24 protein-coding genes are annotated in these 23,108 nt (G+C 70.7%); 8 read left to right on the top strand and 16 right to left on the bottom strand.

Annotated elements, in window-relative coordinates; translation table 11 throughout:
* Positions 1-250: 250 nt before the first annotated feature.
* Positions 251-922, top strand: a complete 672-nt coding sequence (locus tag ACWBNA_RS40415) for a potassium channel family protein (protein ID WP_482709546.1) — start codon at positions 251-253, stop codon at positions 920-922.
* The gene (locus tag ACWBNA_RS40410; protein ID WP_482709544.1) at positions 922-1,599 is read left to right on the top strand and encodes a potassium channel family protein; all 678 of its coding nucleotides are present in this window, start codon (positions 922-924) and stop codon (positions 1,597-1,599) included. The genes ACWBNA_RS40415 and ACWBNA_RS40410 overlap by 1 nt, the downstream gene beginning before the upstream one ends.
* Before the next feature lie 250 nt (positions 1,600-1,849).
* On the opposite strand, the gene ACWBNA_RS40405 is transcribed toward ACWBNA_RS40410, so the two are convergent.
* The 8 genes from ACWBNA_RS40405 to ACWBNA_RS40370 form a co-directional block, all read right to left on the bottom strand.
* Complete coding sequence (locus ACWBNA_RS40405) at positions 1,850-2,614, bottom strand: DUF3159 domain-containing protein (RefSeq protein WP_482709543.1); 765 nt, start codon at positions 2,612-2,614, stop codon at positions 1,850-1,852.
* Between the two features lie 3 nt (positions 2,615-2,617).
* A complete protein-coding gene (locus ACWBNA_RS40400) occupies positions 2,618-3,016 on the bottom strand; it encodes an OB-fold nucleic acid binding domain-containing protein (protein ID WP_482709542.1) in 399 nt (132 codons plus the stop codon).
* Between the two features lie 45 nt (positions 3,017-3,061).
* Positions 3,062-3,745, bottom strand: coding sequence for a response regulator (locus ACWBNA_RS40395; protein ID WP_482709541.1), 684 nt, complete (start codon positions 3,743-3,745; stop codon positions 3,062-3,064).
* Positions 3,742-6,291 carry a DUF4118 domain-containing protein gene (locus ACWBNA_RS40390; RefSeq protein ID WP_482709540.1) on the bottom strand — a complete coding sequence of 850 codons (2,550 nt, stop codon included), beginning with the start codon at positions 6,289-6,291 and terminating at the stop codon, positions 3,742-3,744. The genes ACWBNA_RS40395 and ACWBNA_RS40390 overlap by 4 nt, the downstream gene beginning before the upstream one ends.
* A 134-nt stretch (positions 6,292-6,425) precedes the next feature.
* Positions 6,426-7,118, bottom strand: a complete 693-nt coding sequence (locus ACWBNA_RS40385; protein ID WP_482709539.1) for an ABC transporter ATP-binding protein — start codon at positions 7,116-7,118, stop codon at positions 6,426-6,428.
* A gap of 173 nt (positions 7,119-7,291) precedes the next feature.
* On the bottom strand, positions 7,292-8,062 hold the full coding sequence (locus ACWBNA_RS40380) for a DUF3710 domain-containing protein (RefSeq protein ID WP_482709538.1): 771 nt from the start codon (positions 8,060-8,062) through the stop codon (positions 7,292-7,294).
* Between the two features lies 1 nt (position 8,063).
* Entirely contained in the window at positions 8,064-8,624 is a 561-nt protein-coding gene (dut, locus tag ACWBNA_RS40375) for a dUTP diphosphatase (RefSeq protein WP_482709537.1), read from the bottom strand.
* Positions 8,621-9,205, bottom strand: a complete 585-nt coding sequence (locus ACWBNA_RS40370; RefSeq protein ID WP_482709536.1) for a PaaI family thioesterase — start codon at positions 9,203-9,205, stop codon at positions 8,621-8,623. The genes dut and ACWBNA_RS40370 overlap by 4 nt, the downstream gene beginning before the upstream one ends.
* Before the next feature lie 58 nt (positions 9,206-9,263).
* On the opposite strand from ACWBNA_RS40370, the gene ACWBNA_RS40365 reads away from it, so the two are divergent.
* Positions 9,264-9,725 (top strand): DUF3093 domain-containing protein, encoded by a 462-nt coding sequence (locus tag ACWBNA_RS40365; protein ID WP_482709535.1) that lies wholly within the window; start codon positions 9,264-9,266, stop codon positions 9,723-9,725.
* Positions 9,726-9,836: 111 nt separating this feature from the next.
* Here the strand turns inward: ACWBNA_RS40365 and ACWBNA_RS40360 are convergent, their stop codons facing one another.
* From ACWBNA_RS40360 to ACWBNA_RS40345, 4 genes are all read right to left on the bottom strand, one after another.
* Positions 9,837-10,769 (bottom strand): hypothetical protein, encoded by a 933-nt coding sequence (locus tag ACWBNA_RS40360; protein WP_482709534.1) that lies wholly within the window; start codon positions 10,767-10,769, stop codon positions 9,837-9,839.
* A 13-nt stretch (positions 10,770-10,782) separates the two neighbouring features.
* Positions 10,783-11,079 carry a DUF4193 domain-containing protein gene (locus ACWBNA_RS40355; protein WP_005481602.1) on the bottom strand — a complete coding sequence of 99 codons (297 nt, stop codon included), beginning with the start codon at positions 11,077-11,079 and terminating at the stop codon, positions 10,783-10,785.
* 405 nt (positions 11,080-11,484) lie between these two features.
* Positions 11,485-12,717, bottom strand: coding sequence for a sensor histidine kinase (locus ACWBNA_RS40350; protein ID WP_482709533.1), 1,233 nt, complete (start codon positions 12,715-12,717; stop codon positions 11,485-11,487).
* A gap of 6 nt (positions 12,718-12,723) precedes the next feature.
* Positions 12,724-13,377 (bottom strand): response regulator transcription factor, encoded by a 654-nt coding sequence (locus ACWBNA_RS40345; RefSeq protein WP_007385219.1) that lies wholly within the window; start codon positions 13,375-13,377, stop codon positions 12,724-12,726.
* A 417-nt stretch (positions 13,378-13,794) separates the two neighbouring features.
* Between ACWBNA_RS40345 and ACWBNA_RS40340 the strand changes: the two genes are divergently transcribed.
* Positions 13,795-13,968 (top strand): hypothetical protein, encoded by a 174-nt coding sequence (locus tag ACWBNA_RS40340; RefSeq protein ID WP_403958224.1) that lies wholly within the window; start codon positions 13,795-13,797, stop codon positions 13,966-13,968.
* A 97-nt stretch (positions 13,969-14,065) separates the two neighbouring features.
* Here the strand turns inward: ACWBNA_RS40340 and ACWBNA_RS40335 are convergent, their stop codons facing one another.
* Positions 14,066-14,881, bottom strand: a complete 816-nt coding sequence (locus ACWBNA_RS40335; RefSeq protein ID WP_482709532.1) for an inositol monophosphatase family protein — start codon at positions 14,879-14,881, stop codon at positions 14,066-14,068.
* Between the two features lie 8 nt (positions 14,882-14,889).
* Positions 14,890-16,017, bottom strand: a complete 1,128-nt coding sequence (locus ACWBNA_RS40330; protein WP_482709531.1) for a ferrochelatase — start codon at positions 16,015-16,017, stop codon at positions 14,890-14,892.
* 213 nt (positions 16,018-16,230) lie between these two features.
* Here ACWBNA_RS40330 and ACWBNA_RS40325 point away from each other — a divergent pair, with 213 nt between their 5' ends.
* The 3 genes from ACWBNA_RS40325 (at position 16,231) to sepH (ending at position 20,253) form a co-directional block, all read left to right on the top strand.
* Positions 16,231-17,469, top strand: coding sequence for an MFS transporter (locus tag ACWBNA_RS40325; RefSeq protein WP_482709530.1), 1,239 nt, complete (start codon positions 16,231-16,233; stop codon positions 17,467-17,469).
* On the top strand, positions 17,429-18,748 hold the full coding sequence (locus tag ACWBNA_RS40320) for a D-arabinono-1,4-lactone oxidase (RefSeq protein WP_482709529.1): 1,320 nt from the start codon (positions 17,429-17,431) through the stop codon (positions 18,746-18,748). The genes ACWBNA_RS40325 and ACWBNA_RS40320 overlap by 41 nt, the downstream gene beginning before the upstream one ends.
* 449 nt (positions 18,749-19,197) lie before the next feature.
* Positions 19,198-20,253, top strand: a complete 1,056-nt coding sequence (sepH, locus tag ACWBNA_RS40315) for a septation protein SepH (protein ID WP_482709528.1) — start codon at positions 19,198-19,200, stop codon at positions 20,251-20,253.
* A gap of 73 nt (positions 20,254-20,326) precedes the next feature.
* Here sepH and ACWBNA_RS40310 read toward each other — a convergent pair whose 3' ends face one another.
* Positions 20,327-21,178 carry a sulfurtransferase gene (locus tag ACWBNA_RS40310; protein ID WP_482709527.1) on the bottom strand — a complete coding sequence of 284 codons (852 nt, stop codon included), beginning with the start codon at positions 21,176-21,178 and terminating at the stop codon, positions 20,327-20,329.
* Between the two features lie 297 nt (positions 21,179-21,475).
* Here ACWBNA_RS40310 and ACWBNA_RS40305 point away from each other — a divergent pair, with 297 nt between their 5' ends.
* Complete coding sequence (locus ACWBNA_RS40305; protein WP_482709526.1) at positions 21,476-22,279, top strand: VOC family protein; 804 nt, start codon at positions 21,476-21,478, stop codon at positions 22,277-22,279.
* Positions 22,280-22,411: 132 nt separating this feature from the next.
* Here the strand turns inward: ACWBNA_RS40305 and ACWBNA_RS40300 are convergent, their stop codons facing one another.
* Complete coding sequence (locus ACWBNA_RS40300) at positions 22,412-23,062, bottom strand: thymidine kinase (protein WP_482709525.1); 651 nt, start codon at positions 23,060-23,062, stop codon at positions 22,412-22,414.
* Positions 23,063-23,108 lie beyond the last annotated feature (46 nt).

Here is a 23,108-nt window from a genome sequence, read left to right as displayed (position 1 = left end):
ATTCCAGCTCCACCCCGAACAGTCCACCGACGCCATCGTCATCCACCACCCCGAAGCCAAGTACTTCAACGCCCGCTGAACGAACCCTCGCCCTACGCGGATGAGGGCAGGGGCGAAGTTGCGGCATAAGCTCGTGTTCGGGCAACGACGGACGCTGTTGCCCGTTGTTGCCCGGCAGACTGAGAGAGAAGAGTGATCAGGGTGTTTTCGCAGGTCATCGCGATGACCAGGACTGCGGGGTAGGGCTTCAGTGCACATCGTCATCATGGGCTGCGGGCGAGTGGGTTCGGCGCTCGCCCAGAACCTGGAGCAGCAGGGGCACACGGTCGCCGTGATCGACCAGGACCCCACCGCTTTCCGACGGCTGGGCTCCGGGTTCGGCGGCCGTCGTGTCACCGGGGTCGGCTTCGACCAGGACACCCTTCGCGAGGCGGGCATCGAGGAGGCCGGCGCGTTCGCCGCGGTCTCCAGCGGGGACAACTCGAACATCATCGCCGCGCGCGTCGCCCGCGAGATGTTCGGCATCGAGAACGTCGCGGCCCGGATCTACGACCCCCGGCGTGCCGAGGTCTACCAGCGTCTGGGCATTCCCACCGTCGCGACGGTGCGCTGGACGGCCGACCAGATGCTGCGCCGGCTGCTGCCCTCGGGCGCCGAGCCGCAGTGGCGCGACCCCACCGGTGGCGTCCAGCTGGCCGAGGTGCACACCGCCTCGTCCTGGGTGGGCCAGCGGATCAGCCGTCTCCAGGAGGAGACCGGGGTGCGCGTGGCGTTCCTGACCCGGCTCGGCGAAGCGATTCTGCCGAGCTCGCAGACGGTGTTGCAGGAGGGCGACCTGGTGCACGTGATGATGCGCACCGACGAGGTCGACAAGGTCGAGGCGGCGTTCGCCAAGGGTCCCGAAGAGGAGGGCGGTCACTGATGAGGGTCGCCATTGCCGGTGCCGGCGCGGTCGGCCGCTCGATCGCGGGCGAACTGCTGGAGAACGGCCACGAGGTCCTGCTCATCGACAAGGCGCCGACCGCCATCTCGGTCGAGCGGGTCCCGCAGGCGGAGTGGCTGCTGGCCGACGCCTGCGAGATCACGTCGCTGGACGAGGCGGCGCTCCAACGCTGCAACGTCGTGATCGCCGCGACCGGCGACGACAAGGTCAACCTGGTCGTCTCGCTGCTGGCGAAGACGGAGTACGGCGTCCCCCGGGTCGTCGCCCGCGTCAACAACCCGAAGAACGAGTGGCTGTTCAACGAGTCGTGGGGGGTGGACGTCGCCGTCTCCACCCCGCGTCTGATGTCGGCCCTGGTCGAGGAGGCGGTGAGCGTCGGCGACCTGGTCCGCCTGCTGCGCTTCAGCCACGGCGACGCCAACCTGGTCGAGCTGACCCTCCCGGAGGAGTCGGCCCTGGCCGGCACCCAGGTCGGCGACGTCGAGTGGCCGCAGGACACGTCCCTGGTGACGATCATCCGCGGTACCCGCGTGCTCACCCCTACCCGGGAGGACTCCCTGGAGGCGGGCGACGAGCTCCTCTTCGTGGCCGCCCCGGCCCGGGAGGAACAGCTGGAGGACCTGCTGTCGGTGCGCCGGGAGGAAGCACCGAGCTGATCGTGGCGGAGATACGACGACGAAGGGCGCCCGGAGAGTTCCGGGCGCCCTTCGTCGTCGTACGGAGTCGTCGTACGGAGTCGTCGTACGGAGTCGTCGTACGGAGTCGTCGTACGGACAGCGGCNGCGTGGGGCATAAAGGCCCACGAAGGGCGCCCGGAGTGTTCGGGGCGCCCTTCGTCGTCGTACGGAGTCGTCGTACGGAGTCGTCGTACGGAGTCGTCGTACGGAGTCGTCGTACGGACAGCGGCTACGCCTGCCGGCGGTGACGGGCGGGCGTCGACTCGCCGTGCTCCTCCGCCAGAGCGGCCTTGCGTTCCTTCTCGGCGCGCTCCTGCGCCTCCATCTCGGCGAAGACGTCGATGGGGGCCGGTGCCTTCGCCAGGAAGACCCAGGTCAGATACACGGCGAGCAGGAACGGCGGGATCTTGAGGGCGATCAGGATCCAGCCCAGCTGGGTCGTGTCGGCCCACCAGTACAGCGGGAAGAGGATCGCGCACTTGGCGAGCAGGATCGCCCCCCAGGCATAACTGGCCTTGGCGTACGCCTTCTTGCGGCCCGGGTTGCGGGTGCGCCAGGAGAGATTCTCCTTGAAGACGGGGCCGAGGATCAGACCGATCAGCGGGACGCCGCAGAGGGTCGTGATGATGTAGGCGAGGCCCAGGCCCAGCGTGTAGAGCATGCCGGGGAGGTAGAAGTCCTTGGCGTTGCCGGTCATCATCGCGAAGACGACACCGAAGGCGACGCCGAAGACGCCGCTGAAGGCGTGCTTGACGGTGTCCTTCATCACCAGCCGGACCACGACCAGGGCCAGCGACACGGCCAGGGCCGCGATGGCCGACCAGTGCAGGTCCTTGTTGATCGTGAAGATGGTGACGAAGAGAAGTCCGGGCAGCACCGTCTCGACCATGCCCCGCACGCCGCCGAAGGCTTCGAACAGCGCGGCCTCGGTCACCGCCCGGGCGTCCCGCGCAGCGTCTTCGGTGTCTTCGGTCGGCTTGTCGAGCGACGTCACCGGCTACTCCCGTCCGAGGGGTCTCAGTTCGTATTTCGGGTTGAACAGCACCCGGCGGCCCCGGCTCATCGAGATCCGGCCCGACGCGATCAGTTTGCGCCCCGGCTCTATCCCCACGATGGAGCGTCTGCCGAGCCACACCACGTCCAGCGCGGCGGAGCCGTCGAACAGCTCGGCCTCCAGCGCCGGGACGCCCGCGCGCGGGCGCAGGGTGACCGTGCGCAAGGTACCAGTAACGGTGACGACCTGGCGGTCGTGGCAGTCACCGATGCGCGTGCAGCCGGCGGTCGCGGTGTCCTCCCGCAGCTCCTCGGACTCCAGGTCCTCCTGCGACGAGGAGAGCCGGCCGAGCATGCGCCGGAACCGGCCCACCGGCTTCTCGGAACGAGGAACAGCACTCATATCTGAAGCGTACCGGGGCCCACCGACAGCTACGTACCCCCGGTGCTACCGCTCGAACCGGTACCCCATCCCCGGCTCGGTGACGAAATGCTTCGGATGCGAGGGGTCCGCTTCCAGCTTGCGCCTGAGCTGGGCCATATAGACGCGCAGGTAGTTCGTCTCCGTCCCGTACGACGGCCCCCACACCTCCTGGAGCAACTGCTTCTGGCCGACCAGGCGCCCGGTGTTGCGCACCAGCACCTCCAGCAGATGCCACTCCGTGGGCGTCAGCCGTACGTCCTTCCCGTGCCGCTGGACCTTCTTGGCCGCGAGGTCGACGGTGAACTCGTCGGTCTCCACCAGCACTTCGTCGTCGCCGACCCCGGCCGGCTCGGCACGGCGGACGGCGGCGCGCAGCCGGGCCAGCAGTTCGTCCATGCCGAAGGGCTTGGTGACGTAGTCGTCGGCGCCCGCGTCCAGCGCCTCGACCTTCTCGTCGGAGGAGTGCCGGGCGGACAGCACCAGGATCGGCACGCGGGTCCAGCCGCGCAGGCCCTTGATCACCTCGACGCCGTCCATGTCGGGCAGGCCCAGGTCGAGGACCACCACGTCCGGGTGGCGGGTGGCGGCGAGTTCGAGGGCGGTGGCGCCGTCGTGCGCCGCGTCGACCTCGTACTCGCGCGCCCTGAGGTTGATCACGAGGGCACGCACGATCTGCGGCTCGTCGTCGATCACCAGCACCCGGGTCATGTGACCTGCCTTTCGGGTCGTACGAGGTCAACAGGCTCTTCAGGGCTCGGTCCCGCCGCCGCCCGGAGCGTGAGCACCATGGTGAGGCCGCCGCCGGGTGTGTCCTCGGCTTCGAGGGTTGCGCCCATCGCCTCGGCGAAACCGCGCGCCACGGCGAGGCCGAGTCCGACGCCGGCGCCGCGCGGGGCGTCGCCATGGCGCTGGAAGGGCTCGAAAATGCGTTCCTTGGCCTCGTCGGGGACGCCGGGGCCCCGGTCGACCACCCGCACCTCGACCCGGTCGGCGAGGGCGCTGGCGGACACCAGGACGGCTTTGCCGGCCGGGCTGTACTTGACGGCGTTCTCGACCAGGTTGGCCACCGACCGCTCCAGCAGCCCCGGGTCCACGGCCACCATCGGCAGCGTCTCCGGAACGTCCAGGTCGACGCTGCCCTCGGGCACCCCGCCGAGCGCCGTCGGCACCACCTCGTCGAGGTCGATCTCCCTGATCAGTGTGGTGACCGTGCCGGTCTGGAGCCGGGACATGTCGAGCAGGTTGCCCACCAGGTGATCGAGCCGGTCGGCGCCCTCCTCGATGCCTTCGAGGAGCTCCGCCCGGTCCTCCTCGGACCATGTCACGTCGTCGGACCGCAGCGACGAGACGGCTGCCTTGATGCCGGCCAGTGGCGTACGGAGGTCATGGCTCACGGCGGCCAGCAGCGCGGTGCGGATCCGGTTGCCCTCGGCCAGCGTGCGGGCCTGGTCGGCCTCCTGGCGCAGGCGCCGCCGGTCCAGGACGACGGCGGCCTGCGCGGCGAAGGCGGCCAGTACCCGGCGGTCCTCGGCGGGCAGGACACGGCCGGTCAGCGCGAGCGCCATGTGGTCCCCGACCGGCATGTCGACGTCCGCCTCCTCCGGCCGCTCCACCGGCCGCCCGAGGCCGACCCGGCCCGCACAGGTCCACGGGTCGACGTCGCTCTCCCGTTCCAGCAGGGCGGCCGACTCCATGCCGAAGGTCTCGCGGACCCGTTGCAGGAGCTCCTCCAGGCCGGTCTCGCCGCGCAGGACGTTGCCCGCGAGGAAGGACAGGATCTCCGATTCGGCGCGCAGCCGGGCGGCCTGGTGGGTGCGGCGGGCGGCGACATCGACCACGGAGGCCACCGACACTCCGACACCGACGAAGATCGCGATGGCGACGATGTTCTTCGGGTCGGCGATGGTCCAGTGGTGCAGCGGCGGTGTGTAGAAGTAGTTCAGCAGCAGGGACCCCACCGCCGCCGAGGCCAGCGCGGGCAGCAGCCCGCCGAGCAGGGCCGCCGCCACCACGGCCGTCAGGAACAGAAGCATGTCGTTGGCGAGGCCGAGGTGGACGGTGTTGAGCAGGAGCGCCAGGACCACCGGGCCGCCCACGCCGGCCAGCCAGCCCCAGATGATCCGGGCCCGGCCGAGCCGCGCGCCCCGGGCGACGGGCAGGCCGCGCCCCTTGGCGACCTCCTCGTGGGTGACGATGTGCACGTCGAGATCGGGGCCCGACTCGCGGGCCACGGTCGTACCGACGCCGGGGCCGAAGACGTACTGCCAGGTCTTGCGGCGCGAGGAGCCGAGGACGATCTGGGTGGCGTTCACCCCGCGTGCGAAGTCCAGCAGCGCGACCGGTATGTCGTCGCCCACCACATGGTGGAAGGTACCGCCCAGGTCTTCTGCCAGGGTCCGCTGCACGGCCAGTTCCTTCGGGGAGGCCGAGGTCAAGCCGTCGCTGCGGGCTATGTAGACCGCCAGCACCTCGCCCCCGGCGCCCCTCTCCGCCAGCCGCGCCGCCCGCCTGAGCAGCGTCCGCCCTTCCGGGCCACCGGTCAGCCCGACCACGATCCGCTCCCGCGAACCCCAGATCTTCGAGACGCGGTGATCGCTGCGGTACTGCTGCAGATGCGCGTCCACGCGGTCGGCCACCCACAGCAGTGCCAGCTCCCGCAGCGCGGTCAGGTTGCCGGGCCGGAAGTAGTTCGAGAGGGCCGCGTCCACCTTGTCGGGCTGGTAGATGTTGCCGTGTGCCATCCGCCGCCGCAGCGCCTGCGGCGACATGTCGACCAGCTCGATCTGGTCCGCCCGCCGCACCACCTCGTCCGGCACCGTCTCCCGCTGCCGCACCCCGGTGATCGCCTCGACCACGTCGCCCAGGGACTCCAGATGCTGGATGTCGACCGTCGAGACGACGTCGATCCCGGCCGCCAGCAGCTCCTGAACGTCCTGCCACCGCTTGGCGTGGCGGGAGCCGGGGACGTTGGTGTGGGCCAGATCGTCCACCAGGGCGACGGCGGGGGCCCTGCGGAGCACGGCATCGACGTCCATCTCGGTGACCACGCCGCCGCGGTACTCCAGCGCCCGGCGCGGGATCTGCTCCAGGCCGTGCAGCATCGCCTCGGTGCGCGGCCGGTCGTGATGCTCCGCGAAGGCCACCACGCAGTCGGTGCCGCGCTCGGCACGCCGGTGCGCCTCGGACAGCATCGCGTACGTCTTGCCGACGCCCGGTGCCGCACCGAGGTGGATCCGAAGCTTGCCGCGTCCCATGGCCTCATCGTCTTCCGGTCACTGCTGCTGCGCAGCGTCGACCTTACGGCCAACAATCGCGACAAATGGGGTCGGGTGCGACCCGTGGGCCGTCCTTGACGCAACTCTGACGCACCAGGGACGGCCCGAGGCCCTCACCCCTCGACGATCTCCCCGTCGCTCAGTTCCAGCACCCGGTCGGCCAGGTCCAGCAGGTTGGCGTCGTGCGTGGCGACCAGCGCGGTGACCTGTTCGCTGCGTACGACGGCCCGCAGCAGCTCCATCACGGAATGGCCGGTCTCCGCGTCCAGCTGGCCGGTCGGCTCGTCGGCGACGAGGAGCGAGGGGCTGTTGGCCAGGGCGCGGGCGATGGCGACCCGCTGCTGCTGGCCGCCGGACAGCTCGCCGGGCCGCTGGCGCGCGTGGTCGGCGAGACCGACCAGGGACAACAGCAGCTCGACGCGCTCCTCCCGCTCGCGTGGATCGGCCCGGCGCAGCCGCATCGGCACACCGACGTTCTCGGCGGCCGTGAGGATCGGGATCAACCCGAAGGACTGGAAGACGAATCCGACACGGTCCCGGCGCAGTGCGAGCAGGCCGTCCTCGCCCAGCTCCGCGAGGTCGAGCCCGTCGACCGTGACGCGCCCCTCGTCGGGCAGGTCGAGCCCGCCGACGATGTTGAGGAGCGTGGTCTTGCCGGATCCCGAACGCCCTTTGAGGGCGACGAGTTCACCGCGCGGCACCTCGAAGGAGACCCCGCGCAGTGCGTGCACGACGGCGGCCGACTCGCCGTACGACTTACGGACGTTCTCGACGCGCACCATGGTCTCGGTGACCACCTCAGTCATGCGCCCTCCCCCGTGGACCGGGCGCCAGTATCGCCAACCGGCGCACGGCAGTTCAACGGTTCAGCCCGGCTCGTCCCCGTGCGTGCGAGCTGTTGATGGTCTCGGGCGGCAAGACCTCAGGAGCAGACAAGGGCCGCACCCCCTGCGCGGGGTGCGGCCCTTGTCGCGTCTGTCTAGCGGACCTCGGTGATCTCCGGTCCGCGCTGCAACTGGCCCATGCCGCCGGAGAAGCGCGAGGTGCCGTCGTCCTGCTGAACGCCCTCGGGCACCATCTGCGCGTCGTTCGGCAGCTTCAGGACGATGGGGTCGCGGGGCGCCATCGGGCCGTCGCCGCGGACCACGACCGTGTCCCGGAAGATCTGCTCCAGCAGGCCCGCCGCCTGCGGCTGCACCGCGCCCTGGCCGGAGATGACTCCACGCAGGAACCAGCGCGGGCCGTCCACACCGACGAACCGCACCACCTGGAAGCCACCCGTGCCGTCCGGCAGCTGTACCGGCACCTGGGCACGCAGCTCCCAGCCCAGCGGACCCTCGACCTCGTCGACGATGCCGCCCTGCTGGGTGATGCCCGAGCCGATCTCCTCGCGTACCTCGCCCCAGATGCCCTCGCGCTTGGGGGCGGCGAAGGCCTGCAACTGGATGGCGCTGTCCCGCAGGACGACGGTCGCCGCGACGATCGCGTCGCCCGCGACCTCCACCCGCAGCTCCATGCCGTCGACGCCCGGCACGAACAGGCCGCCCAGGTCGACGCGACCCTCGGCCGGATCCCGCACCTCGGAGTCGTCCCACGGCCCGTCGGGCCGCGGCTCCGGCTCCAGCCTCACGCGCGGGCGCCCGCCCTGGTCCTCGTCCTTGTCCGCCTCAGTGTCGACACCGTCGACGACCTGCTCGGGCTCGCCGGCCGCGTCCTCGGCGGCACCCTTCTTCTTGCGACGTCCGAACACGTCACTGTCCTTCCCGGTCGGATACGGCCGAAGCGTATCGATTCCCACCCGTTGCGCCGCCGTCGGCGGCCTGACCGCTTGTGCTGTTCGTGCTGCTTGAGCCGCCCACAGCCGCATGGCCGCCGGTGGACCCGAAGCCCCCCTCGGCCCGAGCCGAGCCGGGAAGTTCCGCGACCTCCTGGAAGCGGACCCTCTCGACCTGCTGGACGACCAGTTGGGCAATCCGGTCGAAGCGCTCGAACCGCACCGACTCGCGCGGGTCGAGATTCACCACGATCACCTTGATCTCCCCACGGTACCCGGCATCTACCGTCCCCGGGGCATTCACCAGAGCGACACCGCAGCGGGCGGCGAGACCGGATCGCGGGTGCACGAAGGCCGCGTACCCCTCCGGCAGCGCCACAGACACCCCAGTGGGCAGCACGGCCCGTTCGCCCGGCTCGAGTTCACGGCTCTCGGTGGTGCGCAGATCGGCTCCCGCGTCACCGGGGTGCGCGTACGTCGGAAGCGGTACGTCGGGGTCGACGCGCCGGATCAGCACGTCCACGGGGTCACGGCTCACGGGTTCACCTCGAAGGCGCGGGCACGGCGGACCTGGTCCGGGTCGTCCATGGCCGCCCGGATCTCCTCCTGGCGGCCGTTCTCGACGAAGTGGTCGACCTTCACCTCGATGAAGAGGGCGTCGGCACGGACCGCGACCGGTCCCTCGGGGCCGCCGACGCGTCCGGTGGCGCTCGAGTAGATCTTCCGCCCGGCCACCGCCGTCACCTCGGCCTCCAGGTGCAGCGTCGTACCGACCGGTACCGGCTGCACGAAGTCCGTCTCCAGCCGGCCGGTCACCGCGATCGTCCGCAGCAGCCAGTTCAGCGAGCCGAGGGTCTCGTCGAGGGCGGAGGCCAGCACACCGCCGTGCGCGAGGCCCGGAGCGCCCTGGTGGGCGGGTTGCACGGTGAACTCGGCCGTGATGGTGACGCCCTCGCCGGCCCGCGCCTGGAGGTGCAGCCCGTGCGGCTGCCCGTCGCCACAGCCGAAGCAGTGTTCGTAGTGCGCGCCGAGGAGCTCGCCGGGCGCGGGAGCGTCCGGGTGCCGCACCGGTCGCACGGCGTCGGCGGGAGGCTCAAGAGCTGCGGATGTACGACTCACAGCCGCAGACCTTACCCGCGCGTCGGACCGTTCCCGACACCGTGCCAAGCTTGGCTTCATGCAGCTTTCCGCCACCCCGTACGAAGAACGCCTCACCGCCCCCCGCACCTGGTGGCTGATCTCCCTGCTGGTCGGGGTCTCGATGGCGTTGATCCTGCTGCCCTTCGGCACGCTGCCGCTGCTCGGCGGCCTGGTCGGCGGGACGGCCGTGGCGGCGGTCGCGGCCAGCGCGTACGGCTCGCTGCGGATCCGGGTCGTGAACGGATTCCTGATCGCGGGCGAGGCGAAGATCCCGGTGTCGGCCCTGGGCGAGGCGGAGATCCTGGACCCGGAGGAGGCCCGCGCCTGGCGCACGTACAAGGCCGACACCCGCGCGTTCCTGCTGCTGCGCGCCTACATCCCCACCGCACTGCGCGTGGATGTCACCGACCCGGCCGACCCGACGCCGTATCTGTACCTGTCCACGCGTGAGCCGGAGCGGCTGGCCGAGGCCCTGAAATCGGCGCGAGCGGCGGCCTAGAGCCCGGCGTAGAACACTCGGGCGGGGCTTCACCCGGCCCCCGTGCGAGGTCTCGCCGAGGGTGTCGCGGAGGCGGTCCAAAATCTTTTTCACCGCCGCGCAAAAACTTCGTCAGGGCCCGATTTCCTTGTGTCCGCGCCCCAGTTCCTTCGGAATGTCCCCGATTTTGAGCGGATTCTCGGGGGACTCCAGCGGAGGCAGTGCGGGAAGCGCCTCCCAAGGCACCTGGATCTTCCGCAGATCCGCCCTGATCCGCTCCGCGAGTTTTCTGGTGTCCCGGCGGTTCATGACCGCCCCCACGGCCGCACCGACCATGAACGGCATCAGGTTCGGCAGGTCGCGCACCACGCGCTTCATGATCTGCTGCCGCATCTGGTGTTTCAGAGGACTGTTGAGCGCCGAACTCATCGTGGACGGCTTGGTCACGTCGATGCCGCGCTCTCCCGACCAGGAGTCGAGATACGCGGTGCTGCGCTGCTTGAGATTGCCCGGCGGCCGCACGCCGTAGACCTCGTGGAGTTCGGCGATCAGTTTCAGCTCGATCGCGGCGACCCCGGTGATCTCGGCGGCCAGTTCCGTCGGCATGGCGGGTGGCACGGGCAGCATGGCCGCCGCTCCGATGCCCGCTCCGACCGTGGCCGTGGCGCTCGCGGCGCCCGCCACGAGCTTGTCCGCGAGCTCCTCGGGCCCCAGCCCGGGGAACTGCCTGCGGAGCGTCGCGAGGTCCCGTACGGGGATTCGCGGGGCGTTGTCGATGATCCGGTCGGCGAGGTACGCCAAACCCGCCCTGGCCCTGCTGCCGCTCTTGCGGACTCCTTCCCGGGCCTTGTCCCGGATCACCGCGGCCCGTCGCCTGGCGACGGGCGCGGGGGTCGCGTCCGGCGCCGGGAGGTCTGCCCGGCCGGCCGCCGGTTCGAGCGAGGCCGATCCCTGATCGGATGAGCCCCGCTCGTCGTCACGCGCGCCGAGCCGCCCTTCGGACGGCTCCTGGTCCGCTCCCGGCAGGCGGAAGCGGCGCTTCCGAGGAGGGGTCGAGCCAGTCACGGCCGACCCGCCCTCAGTCGCAGTCGCGGCAGATCGGCTGACCGTTCTTCTCGCGGGCCAGCTGGCTGCGGTGGTGCACCAGGAAGCAGCTCATGCAAGTGAACTCGTCCTGCTGCTTGGGGAGGACCCGGACGGCGAGTTCCTCGTTCGAGAGGTCGGCGCCGGGCAGTTCGAGGCCTTCTGCGGCCTCGAACTCGTCGACGTCCACTGCGGACGTCGACTTGTCGTTCCTCCGCGCCTTCAGTTCTTCAAGGCTGTCCGAGTCGACGTCGTCGTCGGTCTTGCGTGGGGTGTCGTAGTCGGTTGCCATGTCGCTCTCCCCCTCTGGGTGTCTTCGGTGTCTCCAGCGCACGTAACGCGTGAGAGGCCGGACTTGTGCCCGACCCGAGGCGGAGATTTTGCCTCACATCAAGGTCTGTTACTCAATCGACACCCAACCGGACTCCTCTTGAGTGATCGGGTTGGATGGCGATCGGGACCGTACACGGTCCGAATCCCGCACTTCAAAGGCGTCTCACCGTGTACTTCCCGTGATCAAGACCCCTGAAAACCCGGATTTTCCCGGCTTTCCGACAGGTCACATGATCACTGAGAGTAGATGGCCGGTAATTCTCCCTTGTGATCGATCACACACGGAGTTGTCCGGAAGGCGGCCAGAAAATTCCGCGCAAAGCGAACAAGCCCGTGTATCGGATCGTGTGCGGGGGCCATGATCTCAGACCGGAAGGGTCACTCGCATCACGAGGCCACCTCCTTCACGCGGCTGTGCCGAGATATGGCCGCCGTGCGCGCGAGCCACGGAACGGACGATGGACAGACCGAGTCCGACGCCCTTGTCGCTGCCCGTGCGCTCCGTACGCAGCCGCCGGAACGGCTCGAAGAGGTTGTCGATCTCGTACGCCGGCACCACCGGGCCCGTGTTGGACACCACGAGCACCGCCTGGCCGTGCAGGACCTCCGTCGTCACCTCGACCCAGCCGCCCTCCGGCACGTTGTACCGCACGGCGTTCTGCACGAGGTTCAGGGCGATCCGCTCCAGCAGCACGCCGTTGCCCTGGACGACCGCGGGCTTCTGCTCGCCGCGGATCACCACGCCCTTGGCCTCCGCCTCGCCGTTCACCTGGTCGACCGCCTGCTCGGCCACCTCGGCGAGGTCCACCGGCTTGCGCTCGACGATCTGGTTGTCGCTTCGGGCGAGCAGCAGCAGCCCCTCGACGAGCTGCTCGCTGCGCTCGTTGGTGGCCAGCAGTGTCTTGCCGAGCTGCTGGAGCTCCATCGGCGCGTTCGGGTCCGAGAGGTGCACCTCGAGAAGCGTGCGGTTGATCGCGAGCGGTGTTCTCAGCTCGTGCGAGGCATTGCCGACGAAGCGCTGCTGGGCCGTGAAGGCGCGCTGCAGCCGCTCCAGCATGTCGTCGAAGGTGTCCGCCAGTTCCTTCAGCTCGTCGTCCGGGCCGTCCAGCTCGATACGGCGGGACAGGTCCGAGCCGGCCACCGCGCGCGCGGTGCGGGTGATCCGGCCGAGCGGCGCCAGGACCCGGCCCGCCATGGCGTAGCCGAAGGCGAAGGCGATGATCGCGAGGCCGAGCAGGGCCAGCAGGGAGCGGCTGAGCAGGTTGTCCAGGGCGTGCTGGCGCTGTTCGTTGACGCACTCGCTCATCGCGCTGTTGAACACGTCGGGCGAGGCGCTGGAAGGCAGGTCACAGACCTGACTGGTGACCTTTCCCTCGGTGATCTTGAAGGGCAGGTCACCTGCGACGTTCAGCGCCTGCGCGGCGAGCAGATAGATGATCGACAGCAGCAGGATGCCGGCGATCAGGAACATCCCGCCGTACAGCAGCGTGAGCCTTATCCGGATGGTGGGGCGCAGCCACGGGAAGGGCGGCTCCGGTTTCCGGGGGTCCCAGGTGGGCTTCGGGGGCGCCTGGGGAGGCGCGGGAGCGGCGGCCACGGCCGGTCAGATCCGGTAGCCGGAGCCGGGGACGGTCACGATGACGGGCGGCTCCCCGAGCTTGCGGCGCAGGGTCATGACGGTGACCCGCACGACGTTGGTGAACGGGTCGGTGTTCTCGTCCCACGCCTTCTCCAGGAGCTGCTCGGCCGAGACGACCGCGCCCTCGCTGCGCATCAGCACCTCCAGGACGGCGAACTCCTTGGGGGCCAGCTGGACTTCCTTGCCGTCGCGGAAGACCTCACGGCGGTTCGGGTCGAGCTTGATCCCGGCACGCTCCAGGACGGGCGGCAGGGGCACGCTGGTACGCCGGCCGAGGGCACGCACGCGTGCCGTCAGCTCGCTGAACGCGAAGGGCTTGGGCAGGTAGTCGTCGGCGCCGATCTCCAGGCCCTCGACACGGTCGCTGACGTCGCCGGACGCGGTGAGCATCAGCACGCGGGTGGGCATGCCGAGTTCGACGATCTTGCGGCAGACGTCGTCGCCGTGCACGAGGGGGAGGTCACGGTCGAGGACGACCACGTCGTAGTCGTTCACGCCGATGCGTTCCAGGGCGGCCGCACCGTCGTACACGACGTCGACGGCCATGGCCTCCCGGCGCAGTCCGGTGGCCACCGCATCGGCGAGCAGTTGCTCGTCCTCGACGACGAGTACGCGCACGTCGCTTGTCCTTCCTGTGTCCACCCGCGTAGCGCCTTTGAGGCATGCGGGCAGGGGGCTTGGTGAGTGTGTGGACCTCCATCCTGCCCTTTTCGGTCATAAGTCGGCGGTAAGGCGGGTGAGCACGGTCTGAAGGACAGGTATGAGGCCGGGGAATGCGGGATTTTCTCGTCGGGTTGAGGTTTCCGTGGAAGGGAGCGGGGGGAGGACGGCTTTACACCCCGCGATCACGCTCTGCATGTGCCGTAGCACCATGCGGCACGCCGCGATCCGCTTTCCGCAGAGTGGGCGTGGGTGTCCGGCACCGTCGCCGCCCAGCACCGGGCAGCGCTGGGCACCTACAGGAGACGTGATCGCCCCTTCCGAACGGCACACCCCCGTGCCATCGACCCACGACCCAGGACGAGGGGGCGCAGCATGGACGCTTTCACCGCAGGACTTCTGCAGCGCATAAGGGCGACCGAGTCCGACCTGACGCGGGCTCGCGACGAGGGCGACGACTTCCTCGCCGAGGTGGAACAGGCCGAGCTCGACGACCTGCGCCGCCTCGCCGCCGAACACGGTGTGGAGGTCGGCGCGTCACGCGTCTGATCAGCTCGTTTCGCACGACGCAGCGGGCCCCGGCGAATCCAGCGCCGGGGCCCGCTCCGTTGTCCGGGGAGCGAGCTCCCGGCCCGTCGCGGGCGCCTCAGTCGTGCCAGGCGCCGAAGTCCTCCAGGAGGCGCTGGAGGGGCTCGAAGACGCCCGGGGTGGCCGCGACCGTCAGAGCGTGTGCGGGGCGCTCTCCGGGGCGTCCACCGGTCAGGGCGCCCGCCTCCCGGGCGATCAGGTCGCCGGCGGCGAGGTCCCAGGGGTGGAGGCCTCGTTCGTAGTAGCCGTCGAGGCGGCCGGCGGCGAGGTCGCACAGGTCGACGGCTGCCGAGCCGCCGCGGCGGATGTCGCGCAGCAGCGGGATGAGTTTGCGGGCGACCTCGGCCTGATGGACGCGGACGTCGGTGACGTAGTTGAAGCCCGTCGAGACCAGGGCCTGTTCCAGGGACGGCGCGGGGCGGCAGGCCAGCTCGCGCTCGCCGTCCCAGGCGCCCCTCGCCCAGGCTCCGCCGCCGCGTACCGCGTGGTACGTCTCGCCGCGCATCGGGGCCGCGACGACCCCGACGACGGTCTCGCCGTCCTGCTCGGCGGCGATGGAGACGGCCCAAGTGGGCAGCCCGTACAGGTAGTTGACCGTGCCGTCGAGCGGGTCGATCACCCAGCGGACGCCGCTCGTGCCCTCGCTGGAAGCGCCCTCCTCGCCGAGGAAGCCGTCGTTCGGGCGGTGCTCGGAGATCAGGTCCGTGATCAGCTTCTCCGCCGCGATGTCCATCTCGGTGACCACGTCGATGGGGCTGGACTTGGTGGCGGCGACCGCCAGGTCGGCCGGGCGGCCGTCCCTCAGCAGCGCGCCGGCCCGGCGGGCGGCCTCCTCGGCGAGTGCGAGCAGTTCCGGGTACAGGGGGTCGGTCACGGCGCTCCTCACGCGTAGGGGCTGTCGGCGCCCGCGGCGGCGGGGCGGGGGGCGCGGGCCGGGCAGCAGCCCACCGGGCAGAGGTTGTGGTGGGCACCGAGCGCTCCCAGGGCGCACGGCGTGACCTCCTGCCCGCGCTCGACGGCGGCCCGCTCCAGGACCAGGTCACGGATCGCGGCGGCGAACCGCGGGTCGGCGCCGACGGTGGCCGAGCGGCGCACCGGCAGGCCCAGCTCCTCGCCCTTGGCCTTGGCCTCCGTGTCGAGGTCGTACAGGACCTCCATGTGGTCGGAGACGAAGCCGATGGGAGCGATGACGACCCCCGGGGCCCCGGCCGCGTGCCGCTCCTCCAGGTGGTCGCAGATGTCGGGCTCCAGCCACGGGATGTGCGGGGCACCGGAGCGGGACTGGTAGACGAGCCGCCAGGGGTGGTCGACGCCGGTCCGCTCGCGGACGGCGTCGGCGATGAGCTGGGCGACGTCCAGGTGCTGCCTGACGTACGCGCCGCCGTCGCCCTGCTCCTCGACCGGCCCGGAGGTGTCGGCGGAGACGGTCGGGATCGAGTGGGTCGAGAAGGCGATGTGGGCGCCGTCCCTGACGTCCTCGGGAAGATCGGCGAGGGACTGGAGGACGCCGTCGATCATGGGCTCGAGGAAGCCCGGGTGGTTGAAGTAGTGCCGCAGCTTGTCGATCTTCGGCAGGTCCAGGCCCTCGGCCTCCAGGGCGGCGAGCGACTCGGCGAGGTTCTCCCGGTACTGGCGGCAGCCCGAGTAGGAGGCGTAGGCGCTGGTGGCGAGGACCAGGATGCGGCGGCGACCGTCGGCGACCATCTCGCGCAGGGTGTCCGTGAGGTAGGGGGCCCAGTTGCGGTTGCCCCAGTGGATCGGCAGGTCGAGGCCGTGCTCCGCGAAGTCCTTGCGCAGGGCGTCCAGCAGGGCGCGGTTCTGGTCGTTGATCGGACTGACCCCGCCGAACCGGAAGTAGTGCTGACCCACTTCCTTCAGACGTTCCTTGGGGATACCGCGCCCCCGCGTCACGTTCTCCAGGAACGGGACCACGTCGTCGGGTCCCTCGGGGCCGCCGAACGAGAGCAGGAGCAGGGCGTCGTAGGGGGTGGCATCGAGCGCGTCTGGCATGTGTCGAATCCTGCCACCCGGTATCCGCCGAGGTGCGTTAGGGTGCCCTAACTCGTAAGCTGTATCAGCTGGCTTCGCGCCTTACTGAGCCGCCGCAATGAGCGCCTCACCTCCACGCCTCGCCTCCACGTTGCACTGTCACGCCTCAGACCTTCACGCCTCACACCCTCACGCCCCACCGAGCCGACCCGCTCCCGCCCGACCGGAGACCCCGTGCCCAGCCCCTACCGCGCTCTGTTCGCCGCCCCCGGCTCCAAGGGGTTCTCGGCCGCCGGTCTCCTCGGCCGTATGCCGTTGTCGATGATGGGCATCGGCGTGGTCACGATGGTCTCCCAGCTCACCGGGCGCTACGGCCTGGCCGGCGCGCTGTCGGCGACCATCGCGCTCGCCGCCGCGGTGGCGGGCCCGCAGGTCTCGCGGCTGGTGGACCAGTACGGGCAGCGGCGGGTGCTGCGTCCGGCGACCGCGATCGCGCTCGTCGCGGCGGCCGGGCTGCTGTTCGCCGCGCACTACGAGTGGCCGGACTGGACGCTGTACGTGTTCAGCGCCGGCATCGGCTGCGTACCGAGCATCGGCGCGATGATCCGGGCACGGTGGGCGGCCCTGTACCGGGACACTCCACAGCTGCACACGGCGTACTCGTTCGAGTCCGTGATCGACGAGGTCTGCTTCATCTTCGGGCCGATCATCTCCATCGGGCTGTCCACGGTCTGGTTCCCGGAGGCCGGGCCGCTGCTCGCCGCCTGCTTCCTGGCGGCCGGCGTCTTCTGGCTGACCGCCCAGCGCGCCACCGAACCGGCCCCGCATCCGCGCGCGCACCAGGGCGGCGGCACGGCGATGCGCGCCCCCGGTCTCCAGGTCCTGGTGGGCACGTTCGTGGCGACCGGCGCGATCTTCGGGGCGGTCGACGTGGTCACCGTGGCCTTCGCAGACGAGCAGGGCCACAAGGGCGCCGCGAGCGTCGTCCTCGCGCTGTACGCGGCGGGCTCCTGTCTCGCGGGGCTGGTGTTCGGACTGTTGCGCTTCGCCGGGGCGCCGGAACCTCGCTGGTTGCTGGGCGTCTGCGCGATGGCCGTGAGTATGATCCCCCTCCTACTGGTCGGAAACTTGCCGTTTCTGGCCGTGGCGCTGTTCGTAGCGGGCCTGTCCATCGCTCCCACGATGATCACGACGATGTCCCTGATCGAACAGCACGTACCACGCGCGCAACTGACCGAGGGCATGACCTGGGTGAGCACCGGGCTCGCGGTCGGGGTCGCGCTCGGCTCCTCGGTGGCCGGCTGGGTGATCGACGCCGCCGGTGCGCGGGCCGGGTACGGGGTTCCGGCCGTGTCCGGGGCCGTCGCGGTCGCGGTCGGTTTCCTCGGGTACCGCCGGCTCAGCAGGCCGGTTCCGCATCGGGGAGGCACCGTTGAGCAGCACAGCGAGCGGGAAGAACGGCACGTGGCGTAACTGGGGAGGTAACGTCGCCGCCCGCCCCACGCGGGAGGTCACGCCCGCCTCCGTCGGGGAACTGTCCGAGGCCGTGCGCAGGGCGGCCGAGGACGGCCTGAGGGTGAAGGCCGTCGGCACCGGGCACTCCTTCACGTCGATCGCCGCCACCGACGGTGTGTTGATCCGCCCTCAACTGTTGACCGGTATCCGCAACATCGACCGGGACGCCATGACGGTCACGGTCGAGGCCGGTACCCCGCTCAAGAGGCTCAACGTGGCCCTGGCCCGCGAGGGCCTGTCGCTCACCAACATGGGCGACATCATGGAGCAGACGGTCTCCGGGGCCACCAGCACCGGCACCCACGGCACCGGCCGCGAGTCGGCCTCGATCGCCGCCCAGATCAAGGCCCTGGAGCTGGTCACCGCGGACGGGTCGGTGCTCGCCTGCTCCGAGAAGGAGAACCCCGAGGTCTTCGCGGCCGCCCGAATAGGGCTGGGCGCGCTCGGCATCGTCACCGCGATCACCTTCGCCGTGGAGCCGGTCTTCCTGCTCACGGCCCGCGAGGAACCGATGCCCTTCGACCGGGTCGTCGCCGAGTTCGACGAACTGTGGGCCGAGAACGAGCACTTCGAGTTCTACTGGTTCCCGCACACCGGCAGCACCAACACCAAGCGCAACAACCGCAGCGCGGGCCCGGAGCAGCCGGTGGGGCAGCTCGCGGGCTGGTTCGAGGACGAGTTCCTCTCCAACGGCGTCTTCCAGGCCGCCCAGTGGATCGGCCGCGCGGCGCCCGCCACGATCCCGACGATCGCGCAGATCTCCAGCAAGGCCCTGTCGGCGCGGACGTACACCGACATCCCCTACAAGGTCTTCACCTCCCCGCGCCGGGTGCGCTTCGTGGAGATGGAGTACGCCGTCCCGCGCGCGTCCGTGACCGAGGCACTGCGCGAACTGAAGGCGATGGTCGACCGGTCCGGTCTGCGGGTCAGCTTCCCGGTCGAGGTGCGCACCGCGCCGGCCGACGACATCACGCTGTCCACGGCGTCGGAGCGCGACAGTGCGTACATCGCCGTCCACATGGTCAAGGGGACGCCCTACCAGGCCTACTTCACCGCCGCGGAACGGATCCTGACCGCGTACGAGGGCCGGCCGCACTGGGGCAAGGTGCACACGCGGGACGCCGAGTACTTCGCGGGGGTCTACCCCCGCTTCGGCGAGTTCACCGCGCTGCGGGACCGGCTGGATCCCGAGCGCCGGTTCCAGAACGACTACCTGCGGCGGGTGTTGGGGTCGTAGCCAAAACCGGGGGCACGGCCGCCCGAGAAGGGGACGTACGACCGAAAGCGATACGTTCCCTTTCTGGTGATTGCGTGAAGTACGCCACGTCCAAGATCCGGAAAACCGCGCCACGGCGGCCAAGTACCGTCCTCCGTCAGAAGTTCGACAGCGCGCCAATCCACGCACGTGGCCCGAATGGAGTACTGTTGCGAGCCCTGGGTCAGGTCTCCCGCCTGGGCGTCCGTGGCCTTCAAGGACCGTCGGGAGGGGGCCAGTTGCACAGGGTGACGGAGTTGGTCACTTAGCGTTGCGAATTGGTAACCGTGCCATAACGGCGGTCCCGGGCCAGTGCCCGACACGCCGGGCAACTCGGCAAGGTTGTGGCAGGCTGCACCCGGGCAGGCCACACTCGACTAGCGGAAGCAGCGACGCACGTGACGTCGGCAGGCACCACCCGGGAGGTCCCCATGCCCGAACTGCGTGTCGTGGCCGTCTCGAATGACGGCACACGGCTGGTGCTGAAGGCTGCGGACAGCACGGAGTACACGCTTCCGATTGACGAGCGTCTGCGCGCCGCTGTTCGCGGCGACCGTCCCCGCCTCGGCCAGATCGAGATCGAGGTGGAGAGCCATCTCCGCCCCCGTGACATCCAGGCACGTATACGTGCCGGTGCGACCGCGGAAGAGGTCGCCCAGATGGCCGGCATCCCCGTCGATCGCGTACGGCGCTTCGAGGGTCCCGTACTGGCCGAGCGCGCGTTCATGGCCGAGCGCGCCCGGAAGACTCCGGTCCGCCGCCCCGGCGAGAACGCGGGCCCGCAGCTTGGCGAGGCCGTCCAGGAGCGGCTGACCCTGCGCGGCGCCGAGAAGGACAGCGTCCAGTGGGACTCGTGGCGCCGCGACGACGGCACCTGGGAAGTCCTGTTGGTCTACCTGGTGGCGGGCGAACCGCACTCGGCGAGCTGGACGTACGACCCGCCCCGGCGGCTCGTCCAGGCCGTCGACGAGGAGGCGCGCTCGCTGATCGGCGAGTCCGACGACCTCGCCGCCTCGCCGGAGCCCAGCTTTCCCTTCGTACCGCGCATCGCACGGCTGCCGCGCGACCGTCCGCTGGACCGCGCCCTCGACCGGGAGCGGCCGAGCCTGCCGGCGCCGCCCGAGCCCGCCGAGGAGGGCACGGGCGCGACGGCGAGTGCGAGCGAAAGAGACTCGCTGACCAGCCTGTTGGAGGCGGTACCGAGCTTCCGGGGCGACCTGGTGGTCCCGGAGCGCCCGTCGGAGGACCCCGAGGCGGAGGAGCCCGCCCCGGAGCCCGACAGCGAGGAGCCCCCGGCCCCCGCGGCCTCGGCCGGGTCCGCCTACGCGGACGTCCTCATGCCCCGTTCCGTCGGCAGCCACCGCGACCGTCTCATCGGCTCCACCGACCGCCAGGCCGAGGCGGACGGCGTCCGCCCGGGGCGCCGGGCGGCGGTCCCGAGCTGGGACGAGATCGTGTTCGGGACGCGACGCAAGAAGCAGGAGTAGTCGGCCGTACGACATGCCGTACGACATCGGGAGGGACCCGCGCCGGTCGGTGCGGGTCCCTCCCGTCGTACGCCTACTGCGGATCGGGCCCCACGGCGACCGGGCGCGACGGGTCCGACGACCACTGCGACCAGGAACCGACGTAGAGCGCGGCCGGGATGCCCGCCACCGCCAGGGCCAGTACCTGGTGCGCGGCGGAGACGCCGGAACCGCAGTAGACGCCGACCTGCGAACTCTCGGTGGCGCCCAGGGCCTTGAAGCGCTCGGTCAACTCCGCTGCGGGCAGGAAGCGTCCGTCCGTCGCCACGTTGTCCGTGGTGGGCGCGGAGACGGCGCCCGGGATGTGCCCGCCGACGCGGTCGATCGGCTCGACGTCACCCCGGTAGCGCTCGCCCGCCCGCGCGTCCAGCAGGACGCCGGAACGCGCCAGCGCCGCCGCGCCGTCCGCGTCGAGCAGGCCCCGCGCGCCCGGCTCCGGGCGGAAGTCCCCCACGGCCGGCTCGGGCGTCTCCACCGACAGCTCACCCTCCCAGGCCGGCAACCCGCCGTCGAGGACTCGCACGTTCGGGTGACCCGTCCAGCGCAGGAGCCACCAGGCCCGAGCCGCCGCCCAGCCCTGTCCGCCGTCGTACACGACCACCGGCGTCCCGGACGAGACACCCGCCTCGCGCATGGCGGTGCCGAACGCGGCGAGGTCGGGCAGCGGGTGTCGGCCTCCGGTGCCGGGGGTGCCGGCGAGCTCCCGGTCCAGGTCGACGTAGACGGCGCCGGGGATGTGTCCGGCCGCGTACTCGGCTCGGCCGTCGAAGGAGGGCTCTCCCGCCGCCTTGGCCAGGCTCAGCTGCCAGCGGACGTCGAGGAGGACCGGCGGGCTGCCGACCGCCAGGTCGCTCGCGAGTTCGGATGCGGAGATGATGGCGTTCATGGCCACCATCCTCGCGCACGGGGTGGCCGCATCGTTCATGTCCGGCTACTCTGCTCGGCCGGACAGACCCGGTCACGAGGCGTACGGGATCGGGCACATGCTGTACACGCGATCGCCCCCCCGTCGGTCATCGCGCGGAACCGCCGAGGGACCGCGCGCCGGGCATTTACCGGTCACGGGCCGGCACCCGGCGGCGCGCCCGAAGGACGTGGCACCACGGCGGGTGCGAGCATCGGCACGGGGGTCCGTCAGAGCGGAAGCGACACGGCCCCGCGAGGGGCCGAGGAGAGAGTGACGATGACCGAGGCACGGGGGTCGTCCGGCCCGAACGGCGAGGCACACGCCCGACACGCGCCCGGCGCGCCCTGCTGGGTGAGCCTGATGGTGCACGGGATGGCGGCGACGCAGGAGTTCTACGGCTCGCTGTTCGGCTGGGAGTTCCAGCCGGGTCCGCAACAGCTCGGTCCCTACGTCCGGGCACTGCTCGACGGGCACGAGGTGGCCGGCATCGGCCAACTGTCGCCCGATCGCCACCTTCCGATCGCCTGGACGCCCTACCTCGCCTCGGACGACGTGGACCTGACGGCGGAAACGGTACGCCTGTGCGGCGGCACGGTCGGAGTGGGACCGCTGACCGCGGGTGACGCCGGGCGGCTGGTGATCGGTTCCGACCCGGCGGGCGCGGTCTTCGGCGTGTGGCAGGCGTCGGCCCACCTCGGCACGTCCATCGCCGGGGTGCCGGGCACCCCGGCGTGGCACGAGTTGCTCACCTTCGAGTCCACGAGCGTCGCCAAGTTCTACGAGACGGTGTTCGGTTACGAGGAGGAGCCGGTGGTGTCCGCCGACTTCGACTACGTCACCCTGCACATCGCCGGCCGCCCCGTCGCCGGCATCCACGGCGTGGGCAGCGCCCTGCCCCGCGACCGGGGGCCGCACTGGACGACGTACTTCGAGGTCGCCGACACGGACGACGCGGCCGCCCTCGTGACGGACCTGGGCGGCCACGTCCTCAAACCACCGCACGACAGCGAGCACGGGAGGGTGGCCACCGTGACCGATCCCGAGGGGGCGTGGCTTTCCCTCATCCAGAGCCCGCGCTGAGACGGGTGGCCAAGGCCGGGGCACGCCCAAGCATCCGGTAACGGGCGTACCGCTGCCCGGTCAGCGGCATGGCCAGTACCCGCAGGAGCCTGAGGAGCAGCCGGTGTCCGAGGTGGGGGGTCCGCTGAATGGTCAGCCGGAGGTGACGGGCAGGACGTCCGGCGAGAGCACGCCGGCCCGCGCGGACGCGCTCGTCATCCGGCGTCGGTGGTGGCGTCGGCACAGGACCTCGTAACCGACCTCCGCGGCGGGGTGGTTCACATCACCGACGACGACCTGCTCACCTTCCACCACCATCTCGTCGCCGAGCGTGCGGGCGTTGTGCGTGGCACGCGCACCGCACCAGCACAGCGCCTCGACCTGGAGCGCCTCTATCCGGTCCGCCAGCTCGATCAATCGCTGCGAACCCGGGAAGAGTTTGGTGCGGAAGTCGGTGGTGATACCGAAAGCGAAGACGTCCAGGTTCAAGTCGTCCACGACCCGCGCCAGTTGGTCGATCTGCTCCTGCGAAAGGAACTGGGTCTCGTCCACGATCAGATAGTCGACCTTGCTGCCCTGCGACAGCCGGTCCACGACATAGGCATAGAGATCCATCCCCGGCACCGCCTCGACCGCGTCGGTTTCCAGGCCGAGTCGTGAGGAGAGCTTCCCCTCCCCCGCACGGTCGTCCCGGGTGAAGATCAGACCCTGCAGTCCCCTTGCCGAGCGGTTGTGCTCGATCTGGAGAGCCAGCGTGGACTTCCCGCAGTCCATCGTTCCGGAGAAGAACACCAGCTCGGGCATGGCGAGTCGAGCACCTTTCAGCACAGGGGAACAGGGGCGGATGAAA

The sequence above is a fragment of the Streptomyces sp. Q2 genome, assembly GCF_056820935.1.
This window is presented reverse-complemented; position numbering and strand designations above follow the sequence as displayed.

Excerpts from the sequence above, each read along its gene's own strand:
- ACWBNA_RS40410 (WP_482709544.1), top strand. The coding sequence starts at position 922 with ATGAGGGTCGCCATTGCCGGTGCCGGCGCGGTCGGCCGCTCGATCGCG.
- ACWBNA_RS40400 (WP_482709542.1), bottom strand. The coding sequence starts at position 3,016 with ATGAGTGCTGTTCCTCGTTCCGAGAAGCCGGTGGGCCGGTTCCGGCGC.
- ACWBNA_RS40395 (WP_482709541.1), bottom strand. The coding sequence starts at position 3,745 with ATGACCCGGGTGCTGGTGATCGACGACGAGCCGCAGATCGTGCGTGCC.
- ACWBNA_RS40390 (WP_482709540.1), bottom strand. The coding sequence starts at position 6,291 with ATGGGACGCGGCAAGCTTCGGATCCACCTCGGTGCGGCACCGGGCGTC.
- ACWBNA_RS40385 (WP_482709539.1), bottom strand. The coding sequence starts at position 7,118 with ATGACTGAGGTGGTCACCGAGACCATGGTGCGCGTCGAGAACGTCCGT.
- ACWBNA_RS40365 (WP_482709535.1), top strand. The coding sequence starts at position 9,264 with ATGCAGCTTTCCGCCACCCCGTACGAAGAACGCCTCACCGCCCCCCGC.
- ACWBNA_RS40355 (WP_005481602.1), bottom strand. The coding sequence starts at position 11,079 with ATGGCAACCGACTACGACACCCCACGCAAGACCGACGACGACGTCGAC.
- ACWBNA_RS40340 (WP_403958224.1), top strand. The coding sequence starts at position 13,795 with ATGGACGCTTTCACCGCAGGACTTCTGCAGCGCATAAGGGCGACCGAG.
- ACWBNA_RS40330 (WP_482709531.1), bottom strand. The coding sequence starts at position 16,017 with ATGCCAGACGCGCTCGATGCCACCCCCTACGACGCCCTGCTCCTGCTC.
- sepH (WP_482709528.1), top strand. The coding sequence starts at position 19,198 with ATGCCCGAACTGCGTGTCGTGGCCGTCTCGAATGACGGCACACGGCTG.
- ACWBNA_RS40310 (WP_482709527.1), bottom strand. The coding sequence starts at position 21,178 with ATGAACGCCATCATCTCCGCATCCGAACTCGCGAGCGACCTGGCGGTC.
- ACWBNA_RS40305 (WP_482709526.1), top strand. The coding sequence starts at position 21,476 with ATGACCGAGGCACGGGGGTCGTCCGGCCCGAACGGCGAGGCACACGCC.
- ACWBNA_RS40300 (WP_482709525.1), bottom strand. The coding sequence starts at position 23,062 with ATGCCCGAGCTGGTGTTCTTCTCCGGAACGATGGACTGCGGGAAGTCC.